At 46.1% G+C, this 16,253-nt stretch carries 18 protein-coding genes; 8 read left to right on the forward strand and 10 right to left on the reverse strand.

The window, feature by feature from the left end; genetic code table 11:
* Positions 1–28: 28 nt before the first annotated feature.
* The 3 genes from K3G39_RS14645 to K3G39_RS14655 all read right to left on the reverse strand — a co-directional run bounded on the left by K3G39_RS14645 (position 29) and on the right by K3G39_RS14655 (position 3,001).
* Complete coding sequence (locus K3G39_RS14645) at positions 29–1,900, reverse strand: ABC-F family ATP-binding cassette domain-containing protein (protein WP_220626920.1); 1,872 nt, start codon at positions 1,898–1,900, stop codon at positions 29–31.
* 96 nt (positions 1,901–1,996) lie between these two features.
* A complete protein-coding gene (locus K3G39_RS14650; protein WP_220626921.1) occupies positions 1,997–2,386 on the reverse strand; it encodes an SPW repeat protein in 390 nt (129 codons plus the stop codon).
* Between the two features lie 87 nt (positions 2,387–2,473).
* Positions 2,474–3,001 (reverse strand): RDD family protein, encoded by a 528-nt coding sequence (locus K3G39_RS14655; protein WP_220626922.1) that lies wholly within the window; start codon positions 2,999–3,001, stop codon positions 2,474–2,476.
* Positions 3,002–3,311: 310 nt separating this feature from the next.
* On the opposite strand from K3G39_RS14655, the gene murI reads away from it, so the two are divergent.
* The 8 genes from murI (at position 3,312) to nuoK (ending at position 9,967) form a co-directional block, all read left to right on the forward strand.
* Positions 3,312–4,127, forward strand: coding sequence for a glutamate racemase (gene murI, locus K3G39_RS14660; protein WP_220626923.1), 816 nt, complete (start codon positions 3,312–3,314; stop codon positions 4,125–4,127).
* A gap of 386 nt (positions 4,128–4,513) precedes the next feature.
* The gene (locus K3G39_RS14665) at positions 4,514–5,065 is read left to right on the forward strand and encodes a hypothetical protein (RefSeq protein ID WP_220626924.1); all 552 of its coding nucleotides are present in this window, start codon (positions 4,514–4,516) and stop codon (positions 5,063–5,065) included.
* Positions 5,066–5,224: 159 nt separating this feature from the next.
* Positions 5,225–6,412: a glutathionylspermidine synthase family protein gene (locus tag K3G39_RS14670; protein ID WP_220626925.1), complete on the forward strand. Its 1,188-nt coding sequence runs from the start codon at positions 5,225–5,227 to the stop codon at positions 6,410–6,412.
* A 28-nt stretch (positions 6,413–6,440) separates the two neighbouring features.
* On the forward strand, positions 6,441–7,199 hold the full coding sequence (gene map / locus K3G39_RS14675; protein WP_220626926.1) for a type I methionyl aminopeptidase: 759 nt from the start codon (positions 6,441–6,443) through the stop codon (positions 7,197–7,199).
* Positions 7,200–7,268: 69 nt separating this feature from the next.
* Entirely contained in the window at positions 7,269–8,372 is a 1,104-nt protein-coding gene (locus tag K3G39_RS14680; RefSeq protein WP_220626927.1) for a complex I subunit 1 family protein, read from the forward strand.
* Positions 8,373–8,493: 121 nt separating this feature from the next.
* The gene (locus K3G39_RS14685; RefSeq protein WP_220626928.1) at positions 8,494–9,102 is read left to right on the forward strand and encodes an NADH-quinone oxidoreductase subunit I; all 609 of its coding nucleotides are present in this window, start codon (positions 8,494–8,496) and stop codon (positions 9,100–9,102) included.
* A 38-nt stretch (positions 9,103–9,140) separates the two neighbouring features.
* Complete coding sequence (locus tag K3G39_RS14690) at positions 9,141–9,653, forward strand: NADH-quinone oxidoreductase subunit J (protein ID WP_255594375.1); 513 nt, start codon at positions 9,141–9,143, stop codon at positions 9,651–9,653.
* On the forward strand, positions 9,653–9,967 hold the full coding sequence (gene nuoK / locus K3G39_RS14695) for an NADH-quinone oxidoreductase subunit NuoK (RefSeq protein WP_255594376.1): 315 nt from the start codon (positions 9,653–9,655) through the stop codon (positions 9,965–9,967). The genes K3G39_RS14690 and nuoK overlap by 1 nt, the downstream gene beginning before the upstream one ends.
* 26 nt (positions 9,968–9,993) lie before the next feature.
* Here nuoK and K3G39_RS14700 read toward each other — a convergent pair whose 3' ends face one another.
* The 7 genes from K3G39_RS14700 to K3G39_RS14730 all read right to left on the reverse strand — a co-directional run bounded on the left by K3G39_RS14700 (position 9,994) and on the right by K3G39_RS14730 (position 16,249).
* Positions 9,994–11,298, reverse strand: a complete 1,305-nt coding sequence (locus tag K3G39_RS14700) for a hypothetical protein (protein WP_220626929.1) — start codon at positions 11,296–11,298, stop codon at positions 9,994–9,996.
* Positions 11,299–11,302: 4 nt separating this feature from the next.
* A complete protein-coding gene (locus tag K3G39_RS14705) occupies positions 11,303–12,322 on the reverse strand; it encodes an STELLO glycosyltransferase family protein (protein WP_220626930.1) in 1,020 nt (339 codons plus the stop codon).
* 50 nt (positions 12,323–12,372) lie between these two features.
* Entirely contained in the window at positions 12,373–13,104 is a 732-nt protein-coding gene (locus K3G39_RS14710; RefSeq protein WP_255594377.1) for a glycosyltransferase, read from the reverse strand.
* A gap of 663 nt (positions 13,105–13,767) precedes the next feature.
* Positions 13,768–14,094 (reverse strand): iron-sulfur cluster assembly accessory protein, encoded by a 327-nt coding sequence (locus tag K3G39_RS14715; RefSeq protein WP_018478385.1) that lies wholly within the window; start codon positions 14,092–14,094, stop codon positions 13,768–13,770.
* 13 nt (positions 14,095–14,107) lie between these two features.
* Positions 14,108–14,515: a hypothetical protein gene (locus tag K3G39_RS14720; RefSeq protein ID WP_220626931.1), complete on the reverse strand. Its 408-nt coding sequence runs from the start codon at positions 14,513–14,515 to the stop codon at positions 14,108–14,110.
* Between the two features lie 15 nt (positions 14,516–14,530).
* On the reverse strand, positions 14,531–14,944 hold the full coding sequence (gene iscU / locus K3G39_RS14725) for a Fe-S cluster assembly scaffold IscU (protein WP_196116176.1): 414 nt from the start codon (positions 14,942–14,944) through the stop codon (positions 14,531–14,533).
* 90 nt (positions 14,945–15,034) lie between these two features.
* Positions 15,035–16,249, reverse strand: coding sequence for an IscS subfamily cysteine desulfurase (locus K3G39_RS14730; RefSeq protein ID WP_220626932.1), 1,215 nt, complete (start codon positions 16,247–16,249; stop codon positions 15,035–15,037).
* Between the last annotated feature and the right edge of the window lie 4 nt (positions 16,250–16,253).

Here is a 16,253-nt window from a genome sequence, read left to right on the forward strand (position 1 = left end):
CGACGTGAAGGTATGGCTATGCTATAACTTACATAATTTCGGATAGCTCAAGCCAACGCATTTCCATTTCTTCAAGTTGCTCGTTTAGCTGTTCCAGTTCTTTGGCCCAGACGTTCAACTGTTCGTGGTCGGTGGTAGTGCCAGCATTCATGGTCTCTATCAGTTCTGTTCTGCGGGTTTCCAAGCGAGGCATTTCCTTCTCCAGTTCTTCAAATTCTTTTTTCTCCTGATAAGTCGGTTTGCGCTTGCCTTCGGTTTTTTCCTGTTTCTGTTCGATAACGGGAGCCGTTGGTTTTGTTTCCTGCACGACTTTCTCCTGCTCTTTCAGCCACTCGCGGTAGTCGGTGTAATTGCCCGGGAAGTTACGGATCTTGCCTTCGCCCTCGAACACAAACAGGTGCTCTACCAGCCGGTCCATGAAGTAACGGTCGTGCGACACCATGAGCATACAGCCGCCAAAGTTGAGCAGGAAGTCCTCCAGAATGTTGAGCGTGATGATGTCGAGGTCGTTGGTGGGCTCATCGAGGATCAGGAAGTTGGGGTTCTTAATCAGCACGCGCAGCAACTGCAGACGACGCTTTTCGCCACCACTCAGCTTGCTCACAAAGGTATACTGCTGTGCCGGCGGAAATTGAAAGTGCTGCAAAAACTGACTTGCCGTGATCACTTCACCATTGGCCATTTCCACCACTTCAGCAATCTCTTTTACAATATCGATTACGCGCTGGTCTTCCTTGAAAGTCAGTTCGTCCTGGGTATAGTAACCAAATACGGTAGTCTGTCCGGGGTCGATGGTGCCGCTATCGGGTTGCAGTTTGCCGGTGAGCATGTTCAGAAACGTAGACTTTCCAGCGCCGTTCGGCCCTACCACACCGATGCGGTCTTTCTTCTTGAACACATACGAAAAGTCGTCAACGATCTTCTTGGCGCCAAAGGACTTCGAAATATGGTCTACCTCAATGATCTTGCCGCCCTGACGGGTGGTCTTGACAGAAAGCTCCAGTTGCGGCCCCGCTGTTTTCTTGGCTGCTTTTTCTTTCAGTTCCTCAAAGGCATCTACTCTATACTTGGCTTTGGTGCCACGGGCTTTCGGCTGGCGTCGGATCCAGTCGAGTTCTTTGCGCATCAGGTTGCGGGCCTTCTCAGTTTCGGCGGCGGCCATTTCCTCACGCGACGCTTTTTTCTCCACAAAATAGCTGTAGTTGCCTTTGTAGGTATAGAGTTCACCGTTATCGAGTTCAGCGATTTCGTTGGCCACTTTGTCTAGGAAGTAACGGTCGTGCGTCACCATCAGCAGGGTAGTATTCTGCGTTGAGAGCAAACCTTCGAGCCACTCAATAGTGTCCAGATCCAAGTGGTTGGTAGGTTCATCGAGAATCAGCATAGTAGGTTCTTCGATCAGCACACGTGCCATGGCTACCCGTTTACGCTGCCCTCCCGAGAGGTGCTTTATCTGTTGCTCCAGGTTGTGTATACCTAGCTTGGAGAGGATCTGCTTTACTTTGATCTCAAAATCCCATGCCTGTAGTTCGTCCATGCGCTCCATCAGGTGCTGCATAACCTCTGCGCTGGTGTCGGGGTGAGAGATGGCTACTTCGTAGTCACGTATCAGGTCCAGTACTTCGCCCTGTCCGCCAAAAATGGTCTGCTGCACGGTAAGTTCTTCATCAAACTCCGGATTCTGGCCCAGGAAACCAATTGTTATTTCTTTGCGCACACTCACGCTGCCACCGTCAGGGGGCAATTTGCCTGCCAGCACATTCAGCAGGGTGGTTTTGCCAGAGCCGTTTACGCCCACAAGCGCTACACGCTGCCCCTGGCTGATACCAAAATTCAGGTTTTTGAAAAGCCAGCGTTCGCTAAAGCTCTTCGATATATTTTCTGCGGATAGGTAATTCATAAAGCAAATTTAGGCATTTCTGCGCTATGCAGCAGGCAAAATAAAACAGGCCGACCTGTTAGAGTCAGCCTGTTGCTTTATACATGGTTTGTACGGCTATCGTAATGGATCTTCGTGGGCTACATTGGTTTTGTAAGCTCTGCTTGGCGTACGGTGCGTTGTCAGTGAGGCCAGCATTGAAAATACACCGAAAATGAGGTGTGGCGTAAACACACGGTCTGCAAAACCAAACAGCCATGGCGAAAGCGCCAGAATAGCACCAATACCAAAGTCGAGCATCAGGTGAGTCTGCATCGGAATCTTTTTAATCAGACCCATTTCAAAATCTGTGAGGATCGTCTGCAGGAGTACCATTGCACCAAAAACGACAGGCACCCACGTCTCGGCACCTCCGGCGGCGAAGTCAAACAGCCAGGGCGATGCAATGAGCAAAATGCCATACAAATAGTCCAGTATTCCGTGAAAACGGGTTGGGATAAAACGCATTATTACCTCCTTTCTTATTGTTCTACAAGGAATAATATACGTTTCTGTAAAAGCGGTGTTGGATATATAGTGATAAAATAGTGCAATTTATTGGTCAGTCATTACCAGTGTGCGGGCTACATAATCGTGCAGGGCCTGTCTGCGGCGCGTGAACTGTATCAGCAGGAAACCTAACAGTAGGGGTAATGCTGACAGGAGGCGCGAAAAGTAGCGCACATTTGCTTGCAGCAGAGAAATCCGCTTGCCACGTACGTCGGTCACTTTGAGGCCCAAGGTGAACTTGCCGATGGTAGCCTGCTTTGGAGAAGCCTCCAGCAGGGTATAGTAAAGCCAGTGCAGTATCGGGAAATACAGACTATAGAAAAACAGTTGCAACACCGCTTCAAACTCCATCAGGCTGATGCCGCCCTCAGATACCACCTGCTTCCAGGTATTGAACTGCAGCGAGTATTCGGCCATGGAGTAGATTATAATTGAATACCAGAACACCAGTATGGTCGTGTCGATGAGGAATGCCACAAAACGACTGATAAAACTACCATACAAGGGAGCGCGTTTCACTATTGGTGAAGCGGATGACATAATAAATGCAGAGTCGGTGATAGCTGTAGGCATAAGGGCTAGGCTAAGAGGTGGATAATCTGCCTTATCTGCTCTGTTGATAAAGCCAACGGGGTATCGTTTGCAGCTATTTATAAATTTAATAGCAATTCCCTTTGTGTAAAGTAGTTAAATATAATAAACTAAACTTTATTAACAAAATATATTGTAAAAATAATATTTAATTGGGGTGATTGTGTTGTTCGGCTGCTTCATAAAGCAAAATTAAGTTCGAATAATTCAATGTAAATTACTTAATAAGTGAATGATCTTAAAATTATAGTGAATAGCTAATTCTGTAGGTTTTAGCATAACTTCGCAGCGTATGAGAGACAGAAAAAGCGCATCCCCCATCGGGGTTTTTGACAGTGGCATAGGCGGACTTACCGTAGCACAGGCAATCGTGGGGGAACTGCCCCGGGAGCGGCTGGTATACTTCGGAGACACCGCCCACTTGCCTTATGGCGATAAGTCAACTGCTGCGATACAGGCTTATGCCGTCAAGATATGTGATTTGCTGCTCCGGCAACATTGTAAAGTGATTTTGATTGCCTGCAACTCGGCTTCGGCGGCAGCTTATGAGCTGGTGAAGGAATACGTGGGCAGCAAGGCGCTTGTGCTGAATGTGATAGACCCGGTGGTGGAGTATATTGGCAAAACCTATGCAGGCAAAACCATCGGACTCATCGGAACAAAGCAAACCGTCAACTCAAATGTATACCTCAAAAAGGTTGATGCGCTGGATCTAAATATTACGTTGAAGTCACACGCCACGCCGCTGCTGGCCCCTATGATTGAAGAAGGTTTTTTCAACGATTCTATCTCTGAAAATGTGATTCATGCCTACCTGTCGGCTCCGGAACTGCAAGGTATAGAGGCGCTTATATTAGGATGTACCCATTACCCGCTTATCAAAAAACAGATCGCAAACTACTACCAGGGCAAAGTGGATGTGCTCGACGCCAGTCAGATCGTAGCCAAACACGCCCGAAGCTTTCTGGAAGTCAACGATCTGGTATCCGAGGAGCTGCTCGGTGATCATGCTTTCTATGTGTCGGATTTTACCAGATCTTTCGAAGAAAGCACCCGCATCTTCTTCAATCGAAAAGTGCAACTAGAGCATTATCCGTTGTGGGAATAAGGTGAGTTTGGGATTTTAAGAGTTAGCGAGTTGTGATGTAGTGGCTTTATACCTTAATGTCGATCAAGTTTGTACCCAATTGCCATCATGCAGGTGAATTCCTTTTTGAAGTGCCATTTCATCCTAAGAAATCACGCTCAAACGCACTGTCATTCTGTAAAGAAACTTGTCTGATGGGAAGTTAAGCCTGTGCTATTCGCTTCCAAGATCCTTTCAGTATGACAAATAGAATAGAACGGAATGAACCTGCTTCTCAAAGGGGTAGGGGCAAGTTAATCGAGAGCTTAATAATTTAAACACTCAGCAATTCAACCATCAATCCCAAACCCCATCCTTCCAGAAATTCCGTAAAAAGTGTACCTTTATACTGCAACCGAGAAAATCTTATGAAAAAGCGATATTTAACCATTGGCGACTTTAAGCGCAACGCCTTTATTGTGGCGGCTGCCGCTACGATGGGATTGACCAGCTGCGACTCTAACACGCAGACAAATGATGAATGGAATGCCGGGACAGAAGTGCCAGCGCCGGATGGTGTTGTAACAGAACTGACCGAGGAGGCTCCTGACCAGTGGAAGATCACGGACGAGCGAACCACGGTACCAGGCCAGAGCATGGCTATCCTGAAGTACAACGACGGCCGCGTGGATACGCTCCAAGGGCTGGCGCTCGAAAATCAGATGAAAGACTTGGCTAACAACCAGCAGCAGTACAACCAGGGTGGTTTCGGTATGGGCAATGTGTTGTGGTGGAGTGCCATGGGTTTTATGGCCGGCCGCATGATGTCGCCGAGACCTGCTTATTATGCTAACCCCGGCGTGATGAACAACACCGCCGCCTGGCGCCAGAATGTGCAAAACTACCGGCAGCAGTCCACTGCGCCGCGTACAGGCCAGCGTGGCTACTTCCGCGGACGCAGCGGCGGGGCAGGAGCCTAATCCGAAGCAAGGCTTTCTGCTTCAGTAGTTTACTTATTTATACAGGTATAGCTTTGTGTTTTGAAGGGGCCATACCTTGTTTTGAAGGTATCAGTATAAGCCGCTTTGCTTGTGCCGATACCTTCTTTCGCATTTCAACTCATTAGATTAAGTTATTTCATGTCAGATATTTCGAAGACGAGCATACAGATAAAACCTCATACCGGCGATGTGGAGAAGGCAGTGCGTGGACTGGGCTGGGAGTGGTGTGTGGAAGATGGCTGCGCCAATTACGTGCCCGGTGAAGCGGTGGTAATCTCGGAAGACGAAGCCGAGGAACTGTTGGATGCCGCCAGCTCGCTCTACGACATGATGATGCAGGCCATCCCGAAAGATCTTCCGGATGCTTTCCTGAAAGTGCTGGGTATACCGGAGAACCTTTGGCAACTGGCGCGCCTGTCCTGGAACGACGATCGTCAGGTGCATTTATATGGCCGCTTTGACCTGGCCATGACGCCGGACGGCCCCAAAATGCTGGAATTTAACGCCGATACCGCCACCTCTATACCTGAAACAGCTGTGGTGCAATGGGCCAGTCTGGCCGCTGCCGGAAAAAATGATGCCCTGCAATATTCAGGTCTTTACGAAGCCTTGGTGGAGCAACTCAAGGTATGGCGCGAGCGCAATGAGAATTTACCACCAGCCTTGCTGGTTACCTATATCGGAGCCAGTGCCGAAGACGAAGCCAACTGCTCCGTTATCACACAAGCTGCTAACGAAGCCGGTTTCGAAGCTCACATGTGCCCGATCGAGGATGTAACTTTCACAGCGGAAGGTGAGGAAAAAGGGGTATGGGCACAGATAGAGCAAGATCAGTGGCGACACTTTTCGTTTCTGTTCAAGCTCCTGCCCTGGGAGGAGATTGCCTGGGAGGAACCTGAATTGCTGAAAACTCTCACGTTGCTTGCCCGTTCCCGCACCATCACGATTGCCAACCCTGCCTATACCTTGATGTTTCAGAGCAAAGGCATGCTGGCCTGGCTTTGGAAGGCTTTCCCGTACCACCCGCTCTTGCTGGAAGCTGACATTGAGCCATTGACAGGTAAGTATATCAAAAAGCCATACTTTGGTCGCGAAGGACAGAGTGTAGAGGTAGTAGACCGCGGGCGTGTGACCAAAGTGCGGGGCGAGTATGATCAGCAGCAACAGGTATACCAGCGCTGGTGCGAGCTGCCCGAAGACAGCAAAGGCTATCAGTACCAGGCCGGCGTGTTCTGGTCAGGTGAGGGAGCCGCCATTGGTTTCCGCCGCGAAAAAGGTATCATCACTAACCTTTCGCAGTTTGTGCCGCATCTGGTGGAAGGTTAATATTTCTTAAAATTTAAATGGTATAGCCATGTCAATAGACTCAGAAGAGGATCTGGAAGGTATAAAAAGGGTGAGTGAAGCCGTGGCCTTTACCCTGAAGCAAATGCGAGAGCATGCCAAACCAGGTATGACTACAAAGGAACTGGACGACTTCGGTTATCAGATACTGCAGTCCTGTAAGGCGCAGTCGGCACCGAAAGTCACCTACGATTTTCCCGGCTATACCTGCATCAGCATCAACAACGAAGCGGCACACGGTATACCGTCCGATAAAACAGTGCTTAAAGATGGTGACCTGGTAAACATTGATGTATCTGCTGAGCTCAATGGCTATTATGCTGACAACGGCGGTTCTTTTATACTGGGAGAAGACATCCACGGCTTAGGCAAATTAGTGGACACATCACGTACTGCCCTGCACAAGGCGCTAAAGGAAATAAAAGGTGGCAAAAAAATAGCTGAGATAGGCCGTATCATAGAGACTGAAGCAAAGAAAAATGGCTTTAAAGTAATCAAGAACCTGGTCGGCCATGGCGTCGGACGCAGTCTGCACGAAGAGCCGCACGAAATTCCCTGTTTCTATGACAAATACGAGACACGCCGGTTCCGGAAAAACACAGTGGTGGCCGTAGAAACCTTTATCTCGACCAAAGGAAGCTATGTGCACGAGAAAGGCGACGGTTGGACACTGCTCGCTGATTCGGGCGCTTACGTAGCGCAGCACGAGCACACGATCCTAATCACAGACGGAGAGCCGATCATTCTGACAGCTGCTAACGGCATTTAACTGAGTGACGTGCTTGGCACATTAGCACATTAAAAACTACCTTTGCGCGTTCCTAAACCCTGACTGCTTATGCTTGCTTTTCTGCTGACACTTATGCTCCTCCTGGGTATCGTCATTGTGTTGGCGTACGCAGAGCGCAAGGTGGCTGCTTTTATGCAGGACCGCATGGGCCCAACTGAGGCAGGTCCGTATGGTTCGCTACAATCGGTGCTGGACGTGCTGAAGCTGCTGCAGAAAGAGGATATTGTGCCCGCAGCAGCCGATAAAAAACTGTTTAAACTGGCTCCGATTCTGATATTCGCTGCCGTTTTTGCAGGCTTTGCAGTCATACCTTTCACCCCGGATCTTATACCTGCCGGCATTGGCATCGGCGTTTTTTACCTGCTTGCTATCATTTCACTCGACGTGGTGGGCTTGCTTATGGCTGGCTGGGGCTCCAATAACAAATACGCTATGCTGGGTGCCATGCGCTCCGTGGCTCAGATTGTGTCGTATGAAATACCAGCGGGGTTGGCCATTCTTTCTGTTGTGATGATCTGCCAGTCACTCGATTTTCAGGAGATCAGCTACCAGCAAGGTATACTACTGAACCGTTTCTCCGGACTTGAGTTTGAAACGAACTGGCTGTTCGGCATCGAAGCCTTAGGTATAAACACCACCAATATTGGTGGCATCACGACCTGGAACATTTTCAGGGCCCCCATTTTACTGGTAGCTTTTGTGATCTATTTCATTGCATCATTGGCTGAGAGTAATCGTGCGCCGTTTGATATACCAGAAGCGGAATCGGAGCTGGTCGCGGGTTTTCATGTGGAGTACTCGGGTTTCCGGTTTGCTGTGCTTTTTCTGGCAGAGTATAGCATGATGGTGCTGGTAAGTCTGGTGGCCGTTATCCTCTTTTTGGGGAGCTGGAACACGCCTCTGCCAAATCTGACGGCGCTGAAGTTTGCTAACTGGACAACAGGTACGGTAGGGGAGTTGTCAGGTATACTGTGGGGAGGCTTCTGGCTGCTCAGTAAAACCTTTGTATTGCTGTTCCTGCAGCTGCAGATCCGTTGGACTTATCCGCGCTTGCGTGTCGACCAGCTCATGCACCTGTGCTGGAAAGTGCTCACACCCGTTGCGTTAGGCATCGTGCTGCTGGCTGGCATTTGGCGGCTGCTGATGGTTTGAGTTAGGGGTTGAAGAGTCTAGTAGTTTAAGAGTAGGAAGGATATAGAGTGTTGAAAACCGGGTTGCTAATTTCCGCTAGGGAGGATCAAATTAGCTTCCAGCTTATTCTCACATAGTTAATATGGAAAAATCGTCCGTTCAACATAAAACAGGTTTTTGGGAGGTGGTAAAGTCGCTGTTGAGTGGCTTGCGACTGACCTGGCGGCATTTCCGAAATGCGGACAAGCGGCGTGCTCCTGTGCCGGTAATGGACGAGAATTACTTCAATCAGCCCGAAGGACTGGTGACGCTTACCTATCCCTACGAGGCTATACCTGTTCCGGAAAACGGCCGCTACCGCCTCCACAACGAGATCGACGATTGCATCGTGTGCGACCTTTGCGCCAAGATCTGCCCAGTCAACTGTATCACCATTGAATCGGTGAAGGCAACAGAGGAAATCGGGATGACCTCAGACGGTACCAAAAAACGCCTTTACGCTCCTGTTTTTGATATTGATATGGCCAAGTGCTGCTACTGTGGTCTCTGCACCACCGTCTGCCCAACCGATTGCCTGACCATGACGCCTGTGTATGATTTCGCTGAAGTGGACATCAAAAATATGATCTACCACTTTACGGATCTGACACCCGAGCAGGCAGAAGAGAAAAAGCAGCTATTGGCCAAACAGCAGGAAGAAATGGCCGCAGCCAAAGCAGCTGCACTGGCAGCGAGGAAGCAACAGGGCTGATTTAAAGCAAATGACTAAGTAAACTGATACTGATAAGTATGTTGTTCTACATATTCGCAGCGCTAGCTATACTTTCGGGAGCCTACATGGTGCTGACGCGGAACCTGCTGTATGCCGGTTTTTCGCTGCTACTTACTTTACTAAGTATAGCCGCCATTTATGTGTTGCTTTTTGCTGATTTTGTAGCCGTTACCCAACTGATGGTATACGTAGGCGGTGTGCTCGTGCTGATTCTTTTCGGCATCATGCTCAGCAGCCGGGTACACGATAAGTCGGTTATGTCAGAAAATACGAATGTAGGATGGGGCGTTACGATCTCTATGCTCACACTGATCGGGTTAAGTTATACCATCTGGCAGGCAGGTTTCAGTTCACTTCCATGGATTCAACAGGGTGATACCAACGTTTTGGCTGGGCAAAAGAGTACCGTGCAACTTATCGGTATAAAACTGATGACCGACTTTGTGCTGCCTTTCGAGATAGCCTCTCTATTGTTGCTTATTGCGCTTATGGGAGCCGCTTACATCGCCACTGAAAAACAGAACGTATAATGTTAACCGAGATTCCGTTAGAACATATTCTGCTGTTGAGTGCTGCCTTGTTCACGATTGGCATCCTGGCCGTCATTACCAAGCGCCATGCCGTGGTGGTACTGATGGGTATAGAATTGATCTTCAATGCAGCAAACCTCAACTTAGTAGCCTTCAGCCGTCACGATCCCCAACTGCTGCAGGGCCAGTTGTTCTCGCTTTTCGTTATCCTGGTCGCCGCTGCCGAAGCTGCCGTAGCGCTTGCCATTGTGCTGAAGGTATACCAGCATTTCAAAACAGCAAACCTTAATGAAATTATAAGTAAGGAGGGATGAATAACTGGTTAATTCATAATTTTCATTTAGCTAAAGCTTAACATCCCCTTAACTAGTACTACGACTTTATAAAAAGTGTCTGATAAAAATTGAAGTATTAGGATAGGTGCAAGAGTCTCCACATATTTTATAATACTCCAATTATAAGAGGGAACACCTACAATCAAGCACATTAAAGTAAGGAATGATTTGGAATTACTTAAGCTACTGTTGAGTTGCCTATTAATATAAGCGGAAATACAAACAAAAGTTGAAGGCAATATATCGGTTAAAGTCTGCTTTGGCACTATTAAGAGAATTGCAAATGTCGAGGAAGTCCATAAGAAAACCCACCGTCCGTAATCCCACCCTAATATAAAAAGTGGAGCCACAGCAAATAATTGAATTATTAAGAGACTTGATAAATGTGCTATATTGAAACTTAAAATGGGTTTATAATTTAATATCCTAAAATTGAGGTTATTGATATTTATTAGAATAAAGTAGATAGAACTTATGATAAGTGCCCAAGCAAAAGGCGCATAGATGTCAAAGTCAAAATTTTTGATTGTGGCGCCAAAATAACTAAGTCCTTCTGCTAGTGTCCACGAAATACCATCAATTGCAGCTGGCGGTGCCTCGTTTCCCCCTTGTTCAATGGGAAAATTGATGTTATTCCAAGATCTCCATATGCTGGAGGCAATTTTAAGAGTTCCCTTGAAGTATGCTATGCTAATGAAGGTGATAAAGGCTGGGAGCAATTGCAACGAAGCAATAGAAATATTGTATACAAATGAGCGTGCTTGAGATGTGTATACTTTTTGGTTTCTATGATATAGTAAGAGAAATATAAATGGTAAGCCAAAGAATGCAATAGATTCGTGTATTAAAATTCCTATTACTAAAAATAGGTTAACTAGTGCTATAACAAACTTGCCACCTTTTGTTATAAAATACATAGCTGCAATAAAGAGCAAAAGCTCTATCACATCTTTTCTTACCCAAAAGTCATTAATGATTGGATTACCGAGAAAGAATACAAAAGGAAATAGAAAAACAGGGTAGCCCTTGACAATAAAAGATTTTAGAAAGAAATAAATTAAGAACAAATAAGCAATCAGGCTTAATAAAATGATGATAAGGTATGGGCTTAGGTGTAAATGTTGAGATATTTGATATAAAATTTCACCTAACAAACCTCTTCTTACAAATCCACCCTGATAATTGATAAGAAACTCTGTGATATGCCAGCTTTCTTTTTCATAGCCTGCTTTTATACTTCCTAAGAGTCGAATTACAAGTACAAGAACAAATAAAACGTAGAATGCATTAATGATTCGATCTCTTTTCATCTGATTAACTTATCTGGCTTACTGGCAGCAGTGATGCAATATCTTTAAGCCATGTTTCAAGCAAACCTAGTTCTGCAGGATCTATAATTTCAAGCTCAACTAGTTTGGTGTAGCACACAATCAAATTCTCAGGGATGTTTTTAAGGCCATCTTGTAACTTTAAGTTTTTAAGGCTCTGCAATATTAGATCGTTGTTCCTATATCCAGGGATCTCATCCTTGAAATCATTCATTAAATTATGAACGTTTCTTTCTTGACGAACGGTACAGTTGTGAAACAAGATAGGCCATCCGCAAGTCCAAGCGATCCGTTGTGCTACAAAAGAGCGCCAGATGTCCGTCATTCTGAAACTGCAGTAAGATGGTAGATATAGTAAAGGAAAGGCCTCTTTAAACCACGTCGTATTTTGGCTATTGAAGGGACAAAAGGAATTTGCTCCTAATGCAATACTCTTAGACATTTTAAAATAAACTGGTAACGACCTGGTTAATCTGTATATCGCATCTACATCAGGGTTTTCATCAGCTAAGCCCTGCTGTATAGGACTTTTTACAAGAGTAGTTTTGCTTAACTTTGGAATTGCCTCATGTAAGTGCTCTAGAGCAAAGCCTCTTGGCCAAATATTAGTATCGGCGAAATACCTGTAAACATTTGTCCATCCTGTATCTTCCAATAGGTGAGCCTCAGCCTCAATTAACCTTTCATCCCAAAAAGTTGCTAGTGGTATATTGTCATCATCTGTTTCTACTATAATCTCTGCGCCACTTTCAATAGCTTTTAAATAACCAAGGTTCTTGCGCGAGTAATGTCCAACAGGTAGTTTTTCAGCTAAATCAAATGGGAGTTGGCCTTGATCTTCCAGGGAATAGAATTCACAGCCTTCTAAAGAGAATTCCTTAGGACTAGATATGTCGCCGATTACAATCAGTGGTACTTGGTGACTGACCGCTCTCGCAGCTATTTTTGTCAGAACAGGGTGACACTCATCAGCAATAGATGTAATTACAATGAAAGTTTTATTCATATGGAGGAATTAGAATACAGGAATTCCAATATGTGTTATAGCCATGACGCTTACTTTATTGATGGAGCCCTAAATGCTACTCTTTTGGTTACATAGTAAAGTAGTACATAAATAGAGTTTAAAATTGCCTTTCCAGAAACTCTAGGTGATGGTGCTCTATATTGAATTGGTATTTCGACAAATCGGGTTTTACGAAGAAGGTAGCGAAGTTCCGTTTGGTAAAAATGAGCCTCAGATAGCAGGTTGTAGGATAAGAATTTTCTTACTATTTCAAGACTGAACCCTTGAAACCCGGACGTCATGTCATGCATCTTAGTTCCTAATAGTAGATTAGAAAGTAAAGTACCTACTCTTGATAAGAAAGTCCTCTTCCAATTTGAATCTACTATAGCCCCCCCAGCAATAAATCGACTCCCAAAGACACAATCATAATCCTTAAGCAATAGAGATAAAAATCGTGAGATTGCATTAGGATCGTGAGATAGACCGGCATCCATCTCTATGATAAAATCATGTTCTGCCTTAGCTGCAACCTGATACCCACAAATGTAAGCGTCAACAACATTCCTCGTTTCCGGTGCCCAAACTGTTACAAATCTTGCATCAATGGAAGAGGTGTGTTGGCATAATTGTAATGTTCTGTCCTTGGATGCCTTATCTACAATAAAATATACTTGACCGCACTCCAACTGATTCAACACTCCTGCTAGGGTATTCACAAAAGGTTGAAAGTCTTTCTCCTCATTTGCCATTGGAATGATAACAGCAAAGTTTTGTCTCATTATTTAGATTGTAGGCGTAAAGATGATTCGACTATTGTCAGGTTTATGAGCGAATTTAAGATAAATATTCGTAAGGAGTCAAATTTACTATAATTCAGGATTATGCATCCTTATAATGCGTAATAAAGACTTTGGATTACAATACATAAGTAGCATTAAGTAAGATAGATTAGTATAAAACTCAAACAGTAGATATAAGTCCGATCTACAAACTATACCTTTCACGACCGCCAACCATTAGTAGGCACTTCCTACTATCGCCTCAAGCAAGTTGACGAAGACCTGACTTATACCTACACCAGTGTAATCGCAGTTTCTAATCAGCAGCGAAGTCCGCTGCTTTATACCCTACGCTCGCACAACAGGAGCTAAAAGTGGAGCTGCCGCTGGCTCACTTAACCTACGATGCGGCCGTGTATGATAAAATGGGTCGCATGGTGCTGCGCCAAAGTCTTATGGGCTTTACCCACTCGTTAGATGTCAGCCGACTGGGGCACGGGAACTATACCTTGGTACTCTTGAATGAAATGGGGGAGAAGCAGGCACTACGATTTTTGGAGAGATAGCTATACCTGAAAATAGCTATACCTGCCACATGCAAAAAAGCAGAAGGGCCAGCTAGAAATAGCTGGCCCTTCTGCTCTGTATAAGTTGCTGTTTATGTTAAACGGAGAAGCTGTCACCGCAACCGCAGGTACGGGAGGCGTTCGGGTTGTTGAAATAGAAGCCCTTGCCGTTCAGGCCGTCCGAAAAGTCAAGTTCGGTGCCCGCCAAGTATAGGAAGCTCTTCATATCTACCACTACCTTAATGCCTTTGTCCTCAAACTCCTGGTCCATGGGCTTTACTTCATCGTCGAAGTCAAGGTTATAGGAGAGACCGGAACAACCGCCTCCGGCCACAGATGCGCGCAGGCGAAACGTATCGTCTAGCTGAGCATCCTGCTTCAGCCTCAATACTTTCTCTTTTGCTTTATCTGATACTGTTATCATAACATTTCTTTCTTTAAGATACCGGATTCAGCACCACACTGAAAACAGTAATCGTGTTCATGTCGCGGCCAAAGTATAATTTGTCGAGTGCCTCGTACATATTACGGGCCCGGAAGTAGGAAGTATTCAACTCTTTATCTCCATGGGCCATCCACTGCACGGTATACGGACTCTCTTTTGCTTTATAACTCTGCACATACTCCCACATCTTACGAAGCGCATCCACTCTATCGTATCCTATTTCTGTGTGAAATAGAAAAGACTGCAGGTGGCGCGGATTTACCGTAATCAGATCCAGACGCACTTTGTTATTCATCGGTCGGAATTCGAAAAGCAGACTGTCACCGCTTAAGCCTAAGTGGTTCTCAATCTGCTTTTGAATGCGTGCACTTTCTACATGCACCTCTGTCGTTGACTCCATGCGTGAGTCCGGGTCTTAGTGGTGAGACTTCGGCATTTCCAAAGCAGGAAGGCCGTTCTTTACTCTGTAGTCGTTGATGGCAGATTTAATTGCATCTTCAGCCAGCACAGAGCAGTGGATTTTCACAGGCGGCAATGCCAGTTCTTCCACGATGTCCATGTTGTCGATGGCAAGGGCTTCGTCAACAGACTTGCCTTTCAGCCACTCGGTAGCCAGCGACGAAGAAGCGATCGCAGAACCACAACCGAACGTCTTGAACTTCGCGTCGGTGATAATCTGGTTTTCGTCAACTTCAATCTGAAGGCGCATTACGTCACCGCACTCAGGTGCACCTACAAGGCCAGTACCCACGCTGTTCTTCGCTTTATCAAGCGTACCAACGTTGCGTGGATTGTTATAATGGTCGATTACTTTATCTGAATAAGCCATAGCTATTTATAATTACTAGTTTTTAATGATTAATGAATAATAAGGGGGAGAACAATCAATCATTATTCATTCTCCATTATTAATTAAACCTTAGTGATCTGCCCACTCAATTGAGTTCAGGTCGATGCCTTCTTTGAACATCTCCCACAATGGCGACATCTCACGCAGTTTGGCAACAGCCTCTTTCACGTGATTGATGGCGAAATCAATTTCCTCTTCTGTTGTAAAGCGGCTCAAACCGAAACGCAGCGAAGAGTGTGCAAGGTCGTCACTTAATCCTAACGCTTTTAGCACGTAAGAAGGTTCTAAAGATGCTGATGTACAGGCAGAACCGGAAGAAACAGCGATGTCTTTTACGCCCATCATCAAGCCTTCGCCTTCTACATACTTAAAGGAAATGTTGGTTACGTGCGGAAGACGGTGCTCACGCGAACCGTTTACATAAGATTCCTCGATTGTCAGAAGCTCTTTCTCGAGTCTGTCGCGCATAGCTGAAAGACGGGCTGTGTCTTTCTCCATATCCTGTTTTGCAATCTCGCAAGCCTTACCCAGGCCTACTATACCTGGTACGTTCAGCGTACCAGAGCGCATGCCGCGTTCATGTCCGCCACCGTCCATCTGAGCAGTTACTTTTACACGTGGGTTTTTGCGACGTACGTACAGGGCGCCAACACCTTTCGGTCCGTACATTTTGTGGCCAGAGAAAGCCATCAGGTCAATGCCGTCAGCTTCTACGTCCACTGGAATCTTACCTACCGCCTGCGTAGCGTCTGTGAAGAACAGCACACCGCGCTTCTTGGCGATGGCAGAGATTTCACGAATTGGCTGAATTACACCCACTTCGTTGTTACCATACATGATCGAGATCAGGATGGTCTTGTCTGTAATGGCTTCTTCCAGTTGTTGCAGGTCAATCAGACCCTCAGCGTTTACAGGCAGGTAAGTTACCTTGCCACCGATTTTTTCGATGTGCTTGCAGGTATCCAACACCGCTTTGTGCTCGGTAGTAGTCGTGATGATGTGGTTACCCTTCGAAGCGTACATCTCAAACACACCTTTGATAGCGAGGTTGTCAGACTCGGTAGCGCCGGAAGTGAAGATGATTTCTTTAGGCGAACAGTTGATAAGTGAGGCGATTTGCTCACGGGCATAGTCAACAGCCTCCTCGGCATGCCAGCCGAATGCGTGGTTACGGGAAGCGGCATTGCCAAACTTGCCAGTGAAGTACGGCATCATGGCCTCCAGCACGCGCGGATCAAGCGGTGTAGTGGCGTTGTTGTCTAAGTATATCGGAAATGTTAGCATATCA

The organism is Pontibacter sp. HSC-14F20 (assembly GCF_019599265.1).
Taxonomy (GTDB): Bacteria; Bacteroidota; Bacteroidia; order Cytophagales; family Hymenobacteraceae; genus Pontibacter.